We start from the raw sequence: 16,649 nt of genomic DNA on the forward strand, positions 1-16,649 counted from the left end.
CGGTGTCGTTCAGTGGTGGACGGCGGCGGCCGGCTGCTCGGCGGGCACGGAACCCGCGACGACCGGGCCGGAAGCGCCGTCGCGCCGTTCCAGGGCGGCCGAGACGACGGCGAGGGCGAGAGCGGCTGCGGCGAGCACGGCGCCGACCCAGTTCGGGGCGGTGTAACCGAAGCCGGCGGCGATGACGACGCCGCCGAGCCAGGCGGAGAGCGCGTTGCCGAGGTTGAAGGCGCCGATGTTCACGGCCGAGGCCAGCGTCGGGGCGCCGTGCGCGTGATCCAGGACGCGCTTTTGCAGCGGCGGGACGGTGGCGAAGCCCAGGGCACCGATCAGGACGACGGTCACGGCCGCCGCGATCTTGTTGTGTGCGGTGAGCGTGAAGAGGGCGAGGACGACGGACAGGGCGCCCAGGGAGATGTACAGCAGCGGCATCAGGGCGCGGTCCGCGAACCTGCCGCCGACGAGGTTGCCGCCGACCATGCCGAGGCCGAAGAGGACCAGCAGCCAGGTGACCGAGCCGTCGGCGAAGCCCGCGACATGGGTCATCATCGGCGCGATGTAGGTGATGGCGGCGAAGACCCCGCCGAAGCCGAGAACCGTCATGGCCATCGCCAGCAGGACCTGGACGTTCTTGAACGCCGCCAGCTCGTGGCGCAGGCGCACGCCCTCCGCCCTGGGCACGTCGGGGACCAGCTTGGCGACACCGGCCAGGCCGACGACGCCGAGCGCGGCGACGACGGCGAAGGTGACCCGCCAGCCGACGGACTGCCCGATCAGCGTTCCCAGCGGGACGCCGACGACATTGGCGACGGTCAGCCCGGTGAACATCATCGCGATCGCGCCGGCCTTCTTGTGCGGAGCGACCAGGTCGGCCGCGACGACCGATCCGATGCCGAAGAAGGCGCCGTGGGCCAGCGAGGCGACCACGCGGCCGATCAGCCTGACGGAGAAGGCGGGGGCGAGGGCGGAGAGCAGGTTGCCGACGATGAACAGGCCCATCAGCAGCATCAGCATCCGCTTGCGCGGGACCCTGGAGCCGAGCACGGTCATCAGCGGGGCGCCGAACATCACGCCGAGCGCGTATCCGGTCACCAGGAATCCGGCGGTGGGGATGGAAACCCCGTAGTCGCTCGCGACCTCGGGCAGCAAGCCCATGATCACGAACTCGGTCGTTCCGATCCCGAAGGCCCCGATCGCGAGGGCCACGAGCGCGAGAGGCATGGAGGAGTAAACCTTTCCAGGTGATTGCAGGAGCACTTTGCGTGCGTTCACAATAGTTGCACACGCGGGCTATATGCAACCGCTGGCAATTGCGTTGCTGGTCTATCCTGGTCTCAGCCGCTCCGGGACGGAGGAACCACATGACAGCGACGGATCCCGCACTCACCGCCCTCTCCCAGGGCTGGTGCGCCCTCTCCCTGCTGCACGGGAGGATCGAGGCTCACATCGAGCGCGCCCTGCAGGCCGGGCACGGCCTGAGCGTGCGCGAGTACTCCCTGCTCGACGTGCTCAGCCGTCAGCACGACGGCGACGGGGGGCACCTGCAGATGAAGCAGGTCGCCGACGCCGTCGTCCTCAGTCAGAGCGCGACCACCCGCCTGGTCACCCGGCTCGAGGACCGGGGCCTGCTCGAGCGCTACTTGTGCCCCACCGACCGGCGCGGCATCTACACCAACGTCACCGCGGCGGGCCTGAAGCTGTTGGACGAGGCACGGCCCACCAATGACGCCGCCCTGCGCGAGGCACTCGACGACGCGGCCACCAACCCCGACCTAACCCCGCTGGTCCGGGCGGTGGAGACCCTCAAGGCACCGGTGCCCGCCTGACCGGTCCTAGAGTGCGGCCATGGGAGATCTCGAAATACGCCCCACCACCACCGACGACATCCCAGCGGTCGTCGCGATGCTCGCCGACGATCCGCTGGGTGCTCAACGCGAGTCACTGGACGAGCTGAGCCCCTACCTGACCGCGTTCGAACGGCTCAGCACCGATCCGAACCAGCATCTCGTCGTGGCCGTCCGCGACGGCCGGGTCGTCGGCACACTCCAGCTAACGATCGTCCCCGGCCTGTCCAGGCGCGGCGCCACCCGTTCGATCATCGAGGGCGTACGCATCCACGGCGACGAGCGCGGCAGCGGACTGGGCACACAGCTCATCGAATGGGCACTCGACGAGTCCCGGCGGCAGGGCTGCCACCTGGTGCAGCTCACCTCCGACAAGACCCGCACCGACGCCCACCGCTTCTACGAGCGCCTGGGATTCTCGGCCTCGCACACGGGCTTCAAGCTACGACTCTGAGTCCACGCTCCCAGCACAACCCTCAACGGCGCGCTGCCCTGTTTCACGTGAAACAGGGCAGCGCCGGGTACCGGACGGCTGCTAGCCGATCCCCCGCCACCCCTCCGGGTCCACTCCGCCCGGTACAGAAGCCCCCTCGTCATACGGCTGGCGCGTGAAGACGAACGACCCGAGGTCGAGATGGCTCACGGTCCCGTCCGGGCGCCTCACCGCTCGCAGCAACTCCCCGGCGTAGTAGCCCTCCAGCCCCGTCCAGCCACCGTCACCATTGGCCCGGAAGCGCGAGCGGCGCCCCTGGCCGGACAGCGGCTCCAGCGAGACTCCCCCGTCAGAGGTCAGCCGCAGGGCGAAGGCGTGCGTCCCCCAGTACCACTGCCCCGCCAACTCCAGCACGGAGGAGTCGACTTCCCGCAGCGGACGCCACGGTTCCGGGATCCTCGGCTCCGCCTCGGCGACGATGCGCACAAGGTCGGCTCCGACCCCGGCGAGCAGTGGCCCGGAGGTGCAGTTCGTCAGGAGGACCGCGGCCACGTCGTCGTCCACGGCGAGGGTGAGGTTGGCCAGGAAACCCGGCAGCGAGCCGGAATGCCCCACGAGCAGTCGCCCGTCCCGGTGCTGGAGCTGGAGCCCCAGGCCGTAGGCGGCACCGTCCACGACATCGGCGGCCTCGGCCGGCGCGGCGGGCTCCCGCATCTCCCGTACCGTCTCCGCGTCGAGGACCCGGTCGTCACCCCTCGCCAGGAATACGGCGAACCGTGCCAGATCCCCGGTGGTGGACCAGAGCTGCCCGGCCGGCGCCATCAGCCCGAGGTCCTCGGCGGGCTCGGGCAGCATCACATCGGCCCACGGATGCACCGCCCAGCCACCGGCGTGCGGTGCACTCGGCCGGGTGCTCGTACGGTCCAGCCCCAGCGGTTCCAGCACCTCCCGTCGCAGCACCTCCTCCCACGCAGCGCCACGCACCTTCTCGACCAGCGAGCCGAGCAAGGTGTAGCCGGGGTTGGAGTAGTGGTGCCGACGGCCCACCGGATGCCGGAGCGGCTGCTTGCCCAGCACGTCGGCGAGCTCCGGCCGCAGCGAGCCGGGCGTCCGCTCCCACCACGGCGCGGGCGACTCGGCGGCCAGCCCGCCCGAATGCGCCAGCAGTTCGGCGATCGTGGCCTCCCCCGCCCCGGTACCCGGCAGATGCTTCTCCAGCGGATCGCCGAGGTCGAGCAGACCCTCGTCGCGCAGTCGCAGGACGAGAACGGCGGTGAACGTCTTGGTGATCGAGCCGATCCGGTACTGCACGTTCTCGTCCGGCCCGTGACCGTCGACCGACGTCCGCGCACCGTGCCACACGACCCGCCCGTCCCGGACCACCGCCGCGACGAGCGACGGCGTACGCCCTTCGGCCTGGGCCACGGCGATCCGGTGCGACAGCGCCCGGCGGGTGGAGGGAAGCAGCTCTTCCTGAGGTGTCGTCATGCACCCAGTCCATCGGCCAGGACACCTCACGTCGAGCCGATTTCCCCGTGCGGGGGGATCAGGTCTGCGCCATGTCCACGAAACGCGAGTAGTGCCCCTGGAAGGCGACCGTGATCGTCGCCGTCGGACCGTTGCGGTGCTTGGCCACGATCAGATCCGCCTCGCCCGCGCGCGGCGACTCCTTCTCGTAGGCGTCCTCGCGGTGCAGCAGGATGACCATGTCCGCATCCTGCTCGATCGAACCGGACTCACGCAGGTCGGAGACCATGGGCTTCTTGTCGGTGCGCTGCTCGGGACCACGGTTGAGCTGGGAGAGCGCGATGACCGGGACCTCCAGCTCCTTCGCCAGGAGCTTGAGGTTGCGGGACATGTCCGAGACCTCCTGCTGCCGGCTCTCGGCGCGCTTGGACCCGCCGGACTGCATGAGCTGGAGGTAGTCGATGACGACCAGCTTGAGGTCGTTGCGCTGCTTGAGGCGACGGCACTTGGCGCGGATCTCCATCATCGACAGGTTCGGGGAGTCGTCGATGTAGAGCGGGGCTGCCGACACGTCGGGCATCCGGCGTGCCAGGCGGGTCCAGTCGTCGTCCGTCATCGTGCCCGACCGCATGTGGTGCAGCGCGACGCGGGCCTCGGCGGACAGCAGACGCATCGCGATCTCGTTGCGCCCCATTTCGAGGGAGAAGATGACGCTCGGCAGGTTGTTCTTGATCGAGGCCGCCCGCGCGAAGTCCAGCGCGAGCGTCGACTTGCCCATGGCGGGACGTGCGGCGATGACGACCATCTGACCGGGGTGCAGACCGTTGGTCAGCGAATCGAAGTCCGTGAAGCCCGTGGGCACACCGGTCATCTCACCGCTGCGCGACCCGATCGCCTCGATCTCGTCGAGCGCGCCCTCCATGATGTCGCCGAGCGGCAGATAGTCCTCGCTGGTGCGCTGCTCGGTGACGGCGTAGATCTCGGCCTGGGCGCGGTTGACGATCTCATCGACGTCGTCGTCGGCCGCGTATCCCATCTGTGTGATCCGTGTGCCGGCCTCCACCAGGCGGCGCAGGACCGCCCTCTCGTGCACGATCTCCGCGTAGTACGCGGCGTTCGCGGCCGTCGGCACCGTCTGGACGAGGGTGTGCAGATACGAGGCGCCGCCGATCTTGTTGATCTCACCGCGTTTGGTGAGTTCGGCGGCGATCGTGATGGGGTCGGCCGGCTCGCCCTTGGCATAGACGTCGAGGATGGCCTGGTAGACCGTCTCGTGGGCCGGCTTGTAGAAGTCGTGGCCCTTGAGGATCTCGACGACGTCGGCGATGGCGTCCTTGGACAGGAGCATTCCGCCGAGGACGGACTGCTCGGCATCCAGGTCCTGTGGCGGCACCCGCTCGAACGACGGGCCGCCGCCGTCCCATGTTCCGTTGTCCGAGCCGCGCTCGTGCTGTTCGTCGCGGCTACGGCCCCCCTCACCGCGGCGGCGGGAAGCAGGCAGACGATCGCTGGGGCCGCTGTCGGCCCACGGGTCGTCCAAGGGCTCGGAAATGCTCACCGAGCCACCTCCTCCCGTCCGCCGAGCGGACCTCGCCGTGCCCCTCATTTCTACGGCACGGCACTGACAAATAAGACGCCCAACTCTGGTTCTGGCGCGTCGGTTTTGTGAGGGTTCACCGGCCGACGGACGGAGCGGGCGCCGGTCAACCGTAGGCCCGCGGGCACCGTCAGCCAATCTGGTTATCCACAGGCCATGTGGACGACTGGTCAGATGCTGTGGAGAACTCCACGAAACCTGTGCACGACACGGTGGACAGCCCTGTGAACAAGCCCGCAGCCCGGCCTGAGCAACGGCCCTGAACTGCACCTTTACCATCCACGGCCTGTGCAGAAGAAAAAGTTCTCCAGTCGGACCAAGATCGCTTCGAACCGTGCCCAGAAGTACACGGGCTGAGACGGTACGTAAGGGTCACGGAACCTTTGCATCTCTTACCTGTGGACGATTAGATTGGTGCTCATGACACAGGCCCCCGCGCGCTCTCGGACCGCCCGCCGTCGGCACGACCGAGAGATCGTCGCGCTGGCCGTCCCGGCCTTCGGCGCGCTCGTCGCCGAACCCCTCTTCGTGATGGCCGACAGTGCCATCGTCGGCCACCTCGGAACCGCCCAGCTCGCCGGACTCGGTATCGCCTCGGCTCTGCTCACCACGGCCGTCAGCGTCTTCGTCTTCCTCGCCTATGCCACCACGGCGGCCGTCTCCCGCCGCGTCGGTGCGAACGACCTGCAAGCAGCGATCCGCCAGGGCATGGACGGTATCTGGCTGGCCTTGCTGCTCGGCGCTGCCGTCATAGCGGTAGTCCTGCCCACCGCCCCCTCCCTCGTGGATGCCTTCGGCGCCTCCGAGACCGCGGCACCCTACGCGATCACCTATCTGCGCATCTCCTCCCTCGGCATCCCCGCCATGCTCGTCGTACTGGCCTCGACCGGTGTACTGAGGGGACTGCAGAACACCCGGACCCCGCTCTACGTGGCCGTGGCCGGCTTCATCGCCAACGCCGTCCTCAATGTCGTGCTCGTCTACGGCGCCGGCCTCGGTATCGCGGGCTCCGCCTGGGGCACCGTGATCGCCCAGTGCGGCATGGCCGCGGTCTACCTGTGGGTGGTCATTCGCGGGGCACGACGACACGGCGCCTCCCTGCGTCCGGACCTGGCCGGCATCAGGGCTTCCGCTCAGGCAGGCATGCCGCTGCTCGTGCGTACGCTCTCCCTGAGGGCGATCCTCATGATCGCTACGGCCGTGGCGGCTCGCCTCGGCGACGCCGACATCGCGGCGCATCAGATCGTCCTGTCTCTGTGGAGTCTGCTCGCCTTCGCTCTCGACGCCATCGCCATCGCCGGGCAGGCCATCATCGGGCGCTGTCTGGGAGCCGGTGACGCCCAGGGTGCGCGCGACGCCTGCCGCAGGATGGTGGAGTGGGGCGTCGCGGTCGGCGTCGTACTCGGTCTGCTCGTGGTGTTGTCACGCCCGGCCTTCCTGCCCCTGTTCACCGGCGACTCCGCGGTCAAGGACACCGCGCTGCCCGCCCTGGTGATCGTCGCCGTCGCCCAGCCGGTCTGCGGAGTGGTCTACGTCCTGGACGGTGTCCTCATGGGTGCGGGCGACGGTCCGTATCTTGCCTGGGCCATGCTGCTGACCCTGGCGGTCTTCACTCCCGCGGCGCTTCTCGTCCCCCGGCTCGGCGGTGGGCTCACCGCCGTGTGGGCGGCCATGACGCTGATGATGGCCATGCGTCTGGTGACCCTGTGGTTGCGCACCCGGTCGGGTCGGTGGATCGTCACCGGCGCGACTCGCTGACCGTTTCACGTGAAACACGATGTTTCACGTGAAACGCGGCCGAGACGAACTCGGCCATGGAATGCGCCATGAAGAAGGGCCGCACCCCCCGATGGGGAGATGCGGCCCTTCTCATCGTCTCGGCGAGAGCAGCGCTCAGGCCGCGACGACCTCGATGCTGACCTTGGCGTCAACCTCGGGGTGCAGACGCACGGACGTCTCGTGGGCGCCCAGGGTCTTGATCGGCGAGCCAAGCTCGATGCGGCGCTTGTCGACCTCGGGGCCACCGGCAGCCTTGATCGCCGAAGCGACGTCGGCCGGGGTGACGGAGCCGAAGAGACGACCGGCGTCGCCGGAGCGGACGGCCAGACGGACCTTGACACCCTCGAGCCGGGCCTTCACCTGGTTGGCCTGCTCGATGGTCTGGATCTCGTGGATCTTGCGAGCACGACGAATCTGCTCGACGTCCTTCTCGCCACCCTTGGTCCAGCGGATCGCGAACTTCCGCGGGATCAGGTAGTTGCGAGCGTAACCGTCCTTGACGTCGACGACGTCGCCCGCGGCACCGAGGCCGGAGACCTCGTGGGTGAGGATGATCTTCATGATTCGGTCACCCTTCCCTTATCGCGCGGTGGAGGTGTAGGGCAGCAGCGCCATCTCACGGCTGTTCTTCACGGCCGTGGCGACGTCACGCTGGTGCTGGGTGCAGTTGCCGGTCACGCGGCGGGCACGGATCTTGCCGCGGTCGGAAATGAACTTCCGCAGCATGTTCGTGTCCTTGTAGTCCACGTACGTGACCTTGTCCTTGCAGAATGCGCAGACCTTCTTCTTCGGCTTGCGCACAGGCGGCTTAGCCATGATGTTTCTCCTGTGTGATCAAGAAGTGTGGGTAGAGCCCACCTAGAAGGGGGGCTCGTCCGAGTAGCCGCCACCGCCGCCAGAACCGCCGGAGCCGCCGGAGCCACCGCCCCAGCCGCCGCCACCCTGACCGCCACCGCCCTGCTGGCCACCGGCGGGAGCGCCGGTCGCCCAGGGGTCGTCGGCCGGAGCGCCGCCGCCCTGCTGGCCGCCGCCGGAGCCGCCGCCCCAGCCGCCGCCACCCTGGCCGCCACCGCCACCGCCGCCGTAACCGCCCTGGCCACCGCGGCCCGAGGTCTTGGTGACCTTGGCCGTGGCGCTGCGGAGGCTGGCACCGACCTCGTCGACGTCCAGCTCGTAGACCGTGCGCTTGACGCCCTCACGGTCCTCGTAGGACCGCTGCTTCAGCCGGCCCTGCACGATGACGCGCATGCCTCGCTGGAGCGACTCGGCGACGTTCTCCGCCGCCTGACGCCAGACCGAGCAGGTCAGGAAGAGGCTTTCGCCGTCCTTCCACTCGTTCGTCTGACGGTCGAAGGTGCGGGGAGTCGACGCGACACGGAACTTCGCGACGGCCGCACCGGACGGGGTGAAGCGCAGCTCGGGGTCGTCGACAAGATTGCCGACGACCGTGATGACGGTCTCGCCTGCCATGGGGAACCTCTCGGCGGGTTTGCTGCTCTGGCTGCTTGGTTGCTGCTACTCGAATCCCGGGATCAGTTGAGCGGAAGGCTCAGTGCATCTCGGGACGGAGGACCTTGGTCCGGAGGACCGACTCGTTCAGGTTCATCTGGCGGTCGAGCTCCTTGACAACCGCAGGCTCGGCCTGCAGGTCGATGACCGAGTAGATGCCCTCGGGCTTCTTCTTGATCTCGTACGAGAGACGACGACGGCCCCAGGTGTCGACCTTCTCGACCTTTCCGCCGCCATCACGGACGACGGAGAGGAAGTTCTCGATCAGCGGGGAGACAGAACGCTCCTCGAGCTCGGGGTCGAGGATGACCATCACCTCGTAGTGACGCATGTGGAACCCACCTCCTTTGGACTCAGCGGCCACGGTCGTTCCGTGGCAGGAGGGTTGCGATGCGTTCGCACCGGTATCAACGAGTAAACCAGGACCCACTGACAATCGGGCCTCCTCCGAGGAGGCGACCCGGTCGTGGCCGGCAACAGACACCGGTGCGGAAGGTACAGAGTACCCGTCCGTCGGCATGCGGTTGAAATCCGGCTCCGAGGGGACACAATCGGTAGTCAGGGATGTGAGGGCGAAAACACACTGCCTTCGGCAGGAGGTTCTCCATGGCACAGATCATGCGACCCGCCAAGCCCCGGACCGGCTTGCTGGCGACCGACGGCAAACCGCATCCGCTCCAGGACTCGCTGCTGGCCGTGACCCTGGTCCTCGGAGCGCTCGCCCTTGCCACCGCGAGCTTCCGGGGGCTGCACATCCTGACCTCCTGGGCCGGGCTGCTCGGCGTCCTGACCGGCGGATACGGCCAGTACGTCTCCGAGACGACACGGGAGCGCTTCGGCCTGGTGCTGGGCCTCGGCGCCTCCGCGCTCGGTCTGTTCTTCGGCATCTACCACGGCGGGCTCTTCGGCTGAGCCCACCGCCGGCCGCCCGCCGGACAACCCCTTCCAGCCGTACGCCGGACGGGGCGCTCACAGGGCGCAGTAGGCTTCGCGCGAGAGCCGGAGCCCCTGTACCCATGGGGACACACCAGCCCGAGGAGCGCCCCGAATGAGCCTGACCCTGAGGACCATCAGTCGCGAGCAGCATCTGGCCTACATCCAGAGCCTGCCGGCGGCTAGTCACATGCAGGTCCCGGCATGGGCGGACGTGAAGGCGGAATGGCGCTCGGAGAACCTCGGCTGGTTCGACGACCGGACCGGTGAGCTGGTCGGTGCGGGTCTCGTCCTCTACCGGCAACTGCCCAAGATCAAGCGCTACCTCGCCTATCTCCCCGAGGGCCCGGTCATCAACTGGTTCGCGCCGAACCTCCAGGACTGGATGGAGCCCATGCTGGCGCACCTCAAGCAGCAGGGCGCCTTCTCGGTGAAGATGGGCCCGCCGGTGATCATCCGGCGCTGGGACGCCACGTCCATCAAGAAGGGCATCCAGGACCCCGACGTCAAGCGTCTGCGGGACATAGAGGCCGACCACATCGAGCCGCGCGCTTTCGAGGTGGCCGACAAGCTGCGCCGCATGGGCTGGCAGCAGGGTGAGGACGGCGGCGCCGGCTTCGGTGACGTACAGCCCCGTTACGTCTTCCAGGTTCCGCTGGCCAACCGCTCCCTGGAAGAGGTCCACAAGAACTTCAACCAGCTCTGGCGCCGCAACATCAAGAAGGCCGAGAAGGCCGGCGTCGAGGTCGTCCAGGGCGGTTACCACGACCTCGAGGAGTGGCAGCGCCTGTACGAGATCACGGCCGTGCGCGACCACTTCCGGCCGCGCCCGCTGTCGTACTTCCAGCGCATGTGGGCGGCCCTCAACAACGAGGACCCCAACCGCATGCGGCTGTATTTCGCCCGGCACAACGGGGTGAACCTGTCGGCGGCGACCATGCTGGTCGTCGGTGGGCACGTCTGGTACTCCTACGGAGCCTCCGACAACATCGGCCGCGAGGTCCGGCCCTCGAACGCCATGCAGTGGGCCATGCTCCGCGACTCCTATGCCCTCGGCGCAAGCGTCTACGACCTGCGCGGCATCTCCGACTCCCTGGACGAGAGCGACCACCTCTTCGGTCTGATCCAGTTCAAGGTGGGTACGGGCGGTCAGGCGGCCGAGTATCTCGGCGAGTGGGACTTCCCACTGAACAAGCTGCTCCACAAGGCGCTCGACATCTACATGTCGCGCCGCTGACCGCACAGCCCATCCCCAATCCGCACCTCTGACAGCCACCAGAAAGGTTCCAGGTCCGGCCATGGCGCTCACGCTCTACGTCGACACCGCGCGCTGGCGGGCGCACCACAAGCACGTCCAGGAGCAGTTCCCCGGGCTGGTCCCGGTCTGCAAGGGCAACGGCTACGGCTTCGGGCACGAGCGGCTGGCGGAGGAGGCCACGCGGCTGGGCTCGGACGTGCTTGCCGTCGGCACCACCTACGAGGCCGCCCGGATCAAGGACTTCTTCGGCGGTGACCTGCTGGTCCTGACGCCGTACCGGCGCGGTGAGGAGCCCGTGCCGCTGCCCGACCGCGTCGTGCGCTCGGTGTCGTCCATCGACGGCGTGTACGGACTGGTGGGCGCGCGTGTGGTCATCGAGGTGATGTCCTCGATGAAGCGGCACGGCATCAGCGAGCAGGACCTGCCGCAGTTGCACGCCGCCATAGAGAACGTCCGGCTGGAGGGCTTCGCCATCCACCTGCCGCTGGACCGTACCGACGGCTCGGACGCCGTCGAGGAGGTCATCGGCTGGATGGACCGGCTGCGCGCGGCCCGGCTGCCGCTGCACACCATGTTCGTCAGTCATCTCAAGGCCGATGAACTGGCCCGTCTCCAGCAGCAGTTCCCGCAGACCCGCTTCCGCGCCCGGATCGGCACCCGGCTTTGGCTGGGGGACCACGACGCCACCGAGTACCGCGGCGCGGTCCTGGACGTCACGCGCGTCGCCAAGGGCGAGCGTTTCGGCTACCGGCAGCAGAGGGCTGCCTCCGACGGCTTCCTGGTGGTCGTGGCGGGCGGTACGTCGCACGGTGTGGGCCTGGAGGCCCCGAAGGCGCTGCACGGCGTCATGCCGCGCGCCAAGGGCGTCGCCCGGGCAGGCCTTGCCACGGTCAACCGGAACCTCTCGCCGTTCGTCTGGGACGGCAAGCAGCGCTGGTTCGCGGAGCCGCCGCACATGCAGGTGTCGATCCTGTTCGTTCCCACGGACGCGTCGGAGCCCAAGGTGGGTGACGAACTGGTGGCCCATCTGCGGCACACCACCACGCAGTTCGACCGCATCCTCGACCGCTAGCAGCGCATCCTCGACCGCGGGCGAGAAGGCCGTACACGATGATCTCGTGTACGGCCTTGCGCGCGTTCGCTCAGAGCGAACCGCCCGTCTGCCGGCTCTTGCCCCACTCCACCTGCGGCCCCCCGAAGTGGGCCACGGGCTCTTCGGTGTGAGCCGCGGGGCCCAGGACGAAGACGTCCTGGGCGCCGTCCAGCACGCCGCCCGACGGGTCGTCGTCGCCCGTCCGGCGGACCGGGTCCCGGTCCGGCATCAGGATGTCGCGCACGACCATGGCACAGAGGAACAGCGTTCCCAGCAGGTGCAGGACGATGGCCCAGTGGTAGCCGTCCGTCGGCAGGCCCTTGTGGGCGTCGCCGCTGGTCGTGTACGCGAGGTACATCCAGATACCGAGGAAGTAGGCCACCTCGCACGCCTGCCAGATCAGGAAGTCCCGCCACTTCGGCCGGGCCAGTGCGGCAAGCGGTACCAGCCACAGCACGTACTGCGGTGAGTAGACCTTGTTGGTGAGGATGAACGCCGCGACGATCAGGAAGGCGAGCTGGGCGAACCGCGGACGCCGAGGGGCGGTCAGCGTGAGCGCAGCGATGGCGCCGCAGCACAGCAGCATCAGAAGCGTGGCGAGGGTGTTGACGGTGTCGGTGCTGGGCGGGTTGTCGGTGTTATGGACCAGGATCAGCCAGAAGGACCCGAAGTCCACGCCGCGTTCCTGGCTGAACGTGTAGAACTTCGACCAGCCGTCGAAGGCGAAGAGCATGACCGGCAGGTTCACCACGAGCCAGGCGACGGCCGCGCCCCCGAGTGCCTTTCCGAACGCCCGCCATCTGCCCGCACGCCAGCACAGGACGAGCAGGGGGCCGAGGATCAGGAAGGGGTAGAGCTTGGCGGCCGTGGCGAGGCCCAGCAGCACTCCGAAGGCCAGCGGGCGCTCCCGGGACCACATGAGGATCGCGGCGGCCGTCAGAGCGACCGCCAGCAGATCCCAGTTGACGGTGGCGGTCAGCGCGAAGGCGGGTGCCAGGGCGACCAGCAGACCGTCCCAGGGGCGCCGGGTGTGCGTGCGGGTCACGCAGACGGCGATGACGGCCGCACAGACCATGAGCATCCCGGCGTTGACCATCCAGTACCACTGCTCCTGGTCCTGGATGGTGCCGCTGCCCGGCGTGAGCCAGGAGGCGACCTCCATGAACACGCCGGTCAGCACGGGGTACTCCAGGTACTCCATGTCGCCGGGGAGCTTGTCGAAGTACGGCACGAGCCCGTCGACGAATCCGCGTCCCTGGTAGAGGTGCGGGATGTCCGAGTAGCACGCGTGCGTGTACTGGGAGCTGGCACCGAAGAACCAGGCACCGTTGTAGCAGGGCGCCTTCTGGACCAGGCCGAGGGCGAACATACCGATCGCCACGAGTGCGATCACCCGCACGGGGGTCCACCAGGACGTGCCGAGCAGCGCGCGTCGGCCCAGAGGGCCGCCGATCAGCTCGCTGCCGGCCGCGGCGACCGTGTCTTCCTTGGTCGGCGGCACCGGGTCCGGCTCATGCACGCTCGCTGGCTTCGATTCTGCACTGGGCATGGGGCACATCCTGCCGTACGCACCTGGGAACACGCCGGGGTCGCCGCACCCTCGTGGATGCGGCGGCCCCTGTTTCACGTGAAACTTGCGGGCGTTTCACGTGAAACACCCATTCTTGACGACCCCAGGACTAGCTAGCCGTTCGAGCCCAAGATGCTGTTTCCGCGGGTGTTGCCGTTGCCGTTGCTGTCGCCGTCTCCCTCTGTCTCGGTGGTCGATGGTGAAGGCGATCCGGTTCCCTCCGAGCCTCCCGAGTCATTGCCCCCGTTGCCATTGCCGGCGTTGCTTCCGTCGTCACAGTTCCACTCCCAGACACCGCATGTCTCAGTCGCGGAAGGTGAGGTACTGGGCCCCGTGTCGCTGGGCGACGGAGTCGGCGAGGGGCTGGTCTCCTCGGTCTCGGAAGCAGAGGGGGAGGGGGAGGGCGTGGGGGTCGGCGACGGGGTGTCGTTGATGACCTCGCCGATGGGCTCCGGCTTCGGGAACTTCTCCACCTTCATGCCCTTGACCGCGTCCGACATGTAGTCCTGCCAGATCGTGGACGGGAAGGAAGCACCGTGGATCTTCTTCTCGCCACCCGTTCCGTACATCTCCAGGAACTTGCGGTCCTTGATGGACTCGTCGTCCGGGTAGCGGTACATGCTGATCGCGGTCGACAACTGCGGGGTGTAGCCGACGAACCAGGCTGACTTGTTGCCGTCCGTGGTACCGGTCTTGCCCGCCACATCGCGGCCGGGCAACTGGGCGTTGGTGCCCGTTCCCTTCTCGACGACGGTCTTCAGGACGTCCGTGACGTTGTCCGCGACCTTCGCGGTGAAGGCCTGCTTCTCCTCGACCTTGTGCGTGTAGACCGTGCCGCTCTTGTGCGTCACCTTCGTGACGGAGTACGGCTCGCGCTGCTTGCCGCTGTCCGCGAACGTGGCGTACGCGCTCGCCATGCGGATGGCACTCGGGTCCGAGACACCGATGGAGAAGGAGGGGTAGCCGGAGCCCGCCAGGCTGTCCTCCAGGAGCCCCGCGTCCATGGCGGACTCCTTCACCTTGTCCAGGCCGACGTCCATGCCGAGCTGCACGAACGCGGAGTTCACCGACTGCCGCATCGCCTCACGAAGGTCGATCTTGTAGTCCGGCGGGTTACCGATGCTGTCCTGGCCGTCATTCTCCTGACGCCACTGCTCGCCCTTCTCGTTCTCCCAGATCGACCCGTCATAGTTATTGATCTTGAGGTTGTTCTTGCCGCTGTAGAGACTCTTCGGGGAGACGCGAGTGCGTTCGTCCTGGGCCTGGACCTCACCGAGATCGGGGTCGCGCACACCCCACTTCATCGCCGCCGCGAGCACGAACGGCTTGAACGTCGAACCGACCTGGGCGCCGGTCACGTCGGCGTTGTTGGTGAAGTGTTTGGTCGCGTCCTCGCCGCCGTAGATGGCCTTGATGGCCCCGGTCTCCGTGTCGATGGACGCCCCGCCGAACTGGACGTAGGTGTCCTTTTCGGGGCGCTTCTTGGGGTCGATCTTCTCCTTGTAGACCTTCTGGACCGACTTCTCGAGCTCGTTGACCTTCTTCTTGTCGAAGGTCGTGTAGATCGAGTAGCCGCCCTTCTCCAACTGCTGCTCCGACACCTCGCCGCTCCGGACCACTGAGGACTTGGCGAGCCTCACGAGGTAACCGATCTGGCCGCCCAGGTTCGCATTCGACTGCGGGTTCTTCGTGGCGGGAAGTTCGGTGTACTTGGCCCGCTCCGTCTGGCTCAGATGCCCGTACTCCACCATCTTGTTGAGGGTGTCCTGCATCTGGGCCTTGGCCCGCTTCTGGTTGGCCTCCGGCGTGGCTCCCACCGGGTCGATCGAGACGGAACCCGCCGGGTCGTAGTAGGTGGCACCCTTGAGCACCGCCGACAGGAAGGCGCACTGTCCCGGGTTCAGCTTGACGGCGTCCACGTTGAAGTACGCCCGTGCGGCCGCCTGGATGCCGTAGGCGCCGCGGCCGTAGTAGGCGGAGTTCAGGTAACCCTCGAGGATCTTGTCCTTCGGCTCCTCGGCACCGACCTTGATCGAGACGAAGATCTCCTTGACCTTCCGGGAGATCGTCTGCGACTGGTCGTTCAGCATGGCGTTCTTCACGTACTGCTGGGTGATGGTGGAGCCACCCTGCGTCTCACCACCCTTGGCCATGTTGAACACGGCGCGGGCGATGCCCTTGGGGTCGATGCCGCTGTCGTCGTAGAACGTCTTGTTCTCCTGGGAGATGACGGCATTGCGCATCGCCTTGGGGATCTGCGAGAGATTGACGCTCTGGCGGTTGCGCTCACCGCCCGTGGCCACCATCCGACTGTTGTCGGCCCAGTAGTAGACGTTGTTCTGCGCCGTGGCGCTCTCGTCGATGACGGGAACGCTCACCATGGCGTACGCGAGGCCCGCGGCACCGACCAGGCAGCCGAAGAACGCGATGCACAGCCCGGAGACGAGCCGCCAGGAGGGCACCCAGCGGTGCCACCCGTCCTTGTCGTGGCGCGGGTAGTCGATCATCCGCTTCTTGCCGGGCGCGGTGGCACGTCCACGCCCGGGCCCTGCTGAGCCGCCGGGAGCTCCTCTGCGGCCGCCGCGGCCCGGCTCGGCCGCTCTGCGACGGCCACCCCCGTTCCGCTGTGCCGCGCGCCGGGCTTCGGCGCGGCTCCCGGACGCACGCTCCTCGTCCTCCGGGCCGTACGAGCCGGACGGAGACTCTGTGGCGCCTCGCGGTGCCGCACGGCGACCGGAGGACGAGCCGGACTGACCGCGTCGGGCCGCGGCACGTCCGCCTCCCTGCGGCTGCGGCGGTTTGCGACGGTGCTCGCTCATCGAACGACTACTCCTCGGGCAGGCGCACCTTTGCGCGCCTGGAAAAGGCGGCTGGTTTCCGGTCCCCCCGAAGTACGGATGCGGCCCCTTCCGCATTCATCCGTACTGCACCGGGGACAGGGACGCCCCCAGGCGTCACTCGGTTCCCGGTGGTCTGCATGGCGCACAGACTACGCACCGTCAAAACACCCGAGCCCCGAAGTTCACCTCAAATCAGGCAACTTGCTCGCGATGAAATCCGGATGTGACCCCGTTCACCAGCCCCCCTCTTGTCCCACGCGGAAGCTCGTTCTATCGTGCTGATGTATCGAGTCGATACATCAGCACGGCATAAGGGCGAGAGGAGG

At 67.9% G+C, this 16,649-nt stretch carries 15 protein-coding genes; 6 read left to right on the plus strand and 9 right to left on the minus strand.

Annotated elements, in window-relative coordinates; all coding sequences use genetic code 11:
- Positions 1-9 precede the first annotated feature (9 nt).
- Entirely contained in the window at positions 10-1,221 is a 1,212-nt protein-coding gene (locus tag KUM40_RS04725; protein WP_217163152.1) for an MFS transporter, read from the minus strand.
- A 140-nt stretch (positions 1,222-1,361) separates the two neighbouring features.
- Between KUM40_RS04725 and KUM40_RS04730 the strand changes: the two genes are divergently transcribed.
- The gene (locus KUM40_RS04730) at positions 1,362-1,826 is read left to right on the plus strand and encodes a MarR family winged helix-turn-helix transcriptional regulator (RefSeq protein WP_217163153.1); all 465 of its coding nucleotides are present in this window, start codon (positions 1,362-1,364) and stop codon (positions 1,824-1,826) included.
- A 19-nt stretch (positions 1,827-1,845) separates the two neighbouring features.
- Positions 1,846-2,298: a GNAT family N-acetyltransferase gene (locus KUM40_RS04735; protein ID WP_217163154.1), complete on the plus strand. Its 453-nt coding sequence runs from the start codon at positions 1,846-1,848 to the stop codon at positions 2,296-2,298.
- A gap of 81 nt (positions 2,299-2,379) precedes the next feature.
- Here KUM40_RS04735 and KUM40_RS04740 read toward each other — a convergent pair whose 3' ends face one another.
- Together KUM40_RS04740 and dnaB are read right to left on the minus strand one after the other, a co-directional pair.
- Positions 2,380-3,765: a serine hydrolase gene (locus tag KUM40_RS04740; protein WP_217163155.1), complete on the minus strand. Its 1,386-nt coding sequence runs from the start codon at positions 3,763-3,765 to the stop codon at positions 2,380-2,382.
- A 58-nt stretch (positions 3,766-3,823) separates the two neighbouring features.
- The gene (gene dnaB, locus KUM40_RS04745; RefSeq protein WP_217163156.1) at positions 3,824-5,302 is read right to left on the minus strand and encodes a replicative DNA helicase; all 1,479 of its coding nucleotides are present in this window, start codon (positions 5,300-5,302) and stop codon (positions 3,824-3,826) included.
- Positions 5,303-5,761: 459 nt separating this feature from the next.
- Between dnaB and KUM40_RS04750 the strand changes: the two genes are divergently transcribed.
- Complete coding sequence (locus tag KUM40_RS04750; RefSeq protein WP_217163158.1) at positions 5,762-7,099, plus strand: MATE family efflux transporter; 1,338 nt, start codon at positions 5,762-5,764, stop codon at positions 7,097-7,099.
- A 135-nt stretch (positions 7,100-7,234) separates the two neighbouring features.
- On the opposite strand, the gene rplI is transcribed toward KUM40_RS04750, so the two are convergent.
- The 4 genes from rplI to rpsF form a co-directional block, all read right to left on the minus strand.
- Positions 7,235-7,681, minus strand: a complete 447-nt coding sequence (rplI, locus tag KUM40_RS04755) for a 50S ribosomal protein L9 (protein WP_217163159.1) — start codon at positions 7,679-7,681, stop codon at positions 7,235-7,237.
- Between the two features lie 18 nt (positions 7,682-7,699).
- Positions 7,700-7,936: a 30S ribosomal protein S18 gene (gene rpsR, locus KUM40_RS04760; protein WP_003949403.1), complete on the minus strand. Its 237-nt coding sequence runs from the start codon at positions 7,934-7,936 to the stop codon at positions 7,700-7,702.
- A 42-nt stretch (positions 7,937-7,978) separates the two neighbouring features.
- The gene (locus KUM40_RS04765) at positions 7,979-8,590 is read right to left on the minus strand and encodes a single-stranded DNA-binding protein (RefSeq protein WP_217163161.1); all 612 of its coding nucleotides are present in this window, start codon (positions 8,588-8,590) and stop codon (positions 7,979-7,981) included.
- A 79-nt stretch (positions 8,591-8,669) separates the two neighbouring features.
- Positions 8,670-8,960, minus strand: coding sequence for a 30S ribosomal protein S6 (gene rpsF / locus KUM40_RS04770; protein ID WP_217163163.1), 291 nt, complete (start codon positions 8,958-8,960; stop codon positions 8,670-8,672).
- A 275-nt stretch (positions 8,961-9,235) separates the two neighbouring features.
- Between rpsF and KUM40_RS04775 the strand changes: the two genes are divergently transcribed.
- From KUM40_RS04775 to KUM40_RS04785, 3 genes are all read left to right on the plus strand, one after another.
- Positions 9,236-9,541 (plus strand): hypothetical protein, encoded by a 306-nt coding sequence (locus tag KUM40_RS04775; protein WP_217163165.1) that lies wholly within the window; start codon positions 9,236-9,238, stop codon positions 9,539-9,541.
- Positions 9,542-9,677: 136 nt separating this feature from the next.
- Entirely contained in the window at positions 9,678-10,799 is a 1,122-nt protein-coding gene (femX, locus tag KUM40_RS04780) for a peptidoglycan bridge formation glycyltransferase FemX (protein WP_217163167.1), read from the plus strand.
- A 61-nt stretch (positions 10,800-10,860) separates the two neighbouring features.
- On the plus strand, positions 10,861-11,892 hold the full coding sequence (locus tag KUM40_RS04785; protein ID WP_217163169.1) for an alanine racemase: 1,032 nt from the start codon (positions 10,861-10,863) through the stop codon (positions 11,890-11,892).
- Between the two features lie 70 nt (positions 11,893-11,962).
- On the opposite strand, the gene KUM40_RS04790 is transcribed toward KUM40_RS04785, so the two are convergent.
- Positions 11,963-13,471: a glycosyltransferase family 87 protein gene (locus KUM40_RS04790; protein WP_217163178.1), complete on the minus strand. Its 1,509-nt coding sequence runs from the start codon at positions 13,469-13,471 to the stop codon at positions 11,963-11,965.
- 125 nt (positions 13,472-13,596) lie between these two features.
- Positions 13,597-15,990 (minus strand): transglycosylase domain-containing protein, encoded by a 2,394-nt coding sequence (locus KUM40_RS04795; protein ID WP_217163179.1) that lies wholly within the window; start codon positions 15,988-15,990, stop codon positions 13,597-13,599.
- Positions 15,991-16,649: the final 659 nt, after the last annotated feature.

It is taken from the genome of Streptomyces sp. AC512_CC834, from assembly GCF_019049325.1.
In the GTDB taxonomy this organism is placed as follows: domain Bacteria; phylum Actinomycetota; class Actinomycetes; order Streptomycetales; family Streptomycetaceae; genus Streptomyces.

Bases quoted from the DNA above. Each gene is read 5' to 3' on its own strand.
- rpsF (WP_217163163.1), bottom strand. From the start codon at position 8,960: ATGCGTCACTACGAGGTGATGGTCATCCTCGACCCCGAGCTCGAGGAG.
- KUM40_RS04795 (WP_217163179.1), bottom strand. From the start codon at position 15,990: ATGATCGACTACCCGCGCCACGACAAGGACGGGTGGCACCGCTGGGTG.
- rpsR (WP_003949403.1), bottom strand. From the start codon at position 7,936: ATGGCTAAGCCGCCTGTGCGCAAGCCGAAGAAGAAGGTCTGCGCATTC.
- KUM40_RS04735 (WP_217163154.1), top strand. From the start codon at position 1,846: ATGGGAGATCTCGAAATACGCCCCACCACCACCGACGACATCCCAGCG.
- KUM40_RS04750 (WP_217163158.1), top strand. From the start codon at position 5,762: ATGACACAGGCCCCCGCGCGCTCTCGGACCGCCCGCCGTCGGCACGAC.
- KUM40_RS04785 (WP_217163169.1), top strand. From the start codon at position 10,861: ATGGCGCTCACGCTCTACGTCGACACCGCGCGCTGGCGGGCGCACCAC.
- KUM40_RS04725 (WP_217163152.1), bottom strand. From the start codon at position 1,221: ATGCCTCTCGCGCTCGTGGCCCTCGCGATCGGGGCCTTCGGGATCGGA.
- femX (WP_217163167.1), top strand. From the start codon at position 9,678: ATGAGCCTGACCCTGAGGACCATCAGTCGCGAGCAGCATCTGGCCTAC.
- rplI (WP_217163159.1), bottom strand. From the start codon at position 7,681: ATGAAGATCATCCTCACCCACGAGGTCTCCGGCCTCGGTGCCGCGGGC.
- KUM40_RS04730 (WP_217163153.1), top strand. From the start codon at position 1,362: ATGACAGCGACGGATCCCGCACTCACCGCCCTCTCCCAGGGCTGGTGC.
- KUM40_RS04740 (WP_217163155.1), bottom strand. From the start codon at position 3,765: ATGACGACACCTCAGGAAGAGCTGCTTCCCTCCACCCGCCGGGCGCTG.
- KUM40_RS04765 (WP_217163161.1), bottom strand. From the start codon at position 8,590: ATGGCAGGCGAGACCGTCATCACGGTCGTCGGCAATCTTGTCGACGAC.
- KUM40_RS04775 (WP_217163165.1), top strand. From the start codon at position 9,236: ATGGCACAGATCATGCGACCCGCCAAGCCCCGGACCGGCTTGCTGGCG.
- KUM40_RS04790 (WP_217163178.1), bottom strand. From the start codon at position 13,471: ATGTGCCCCATGCCCAGTGCAGAATCGAAGCCAGCGAGCGTGCATGAG.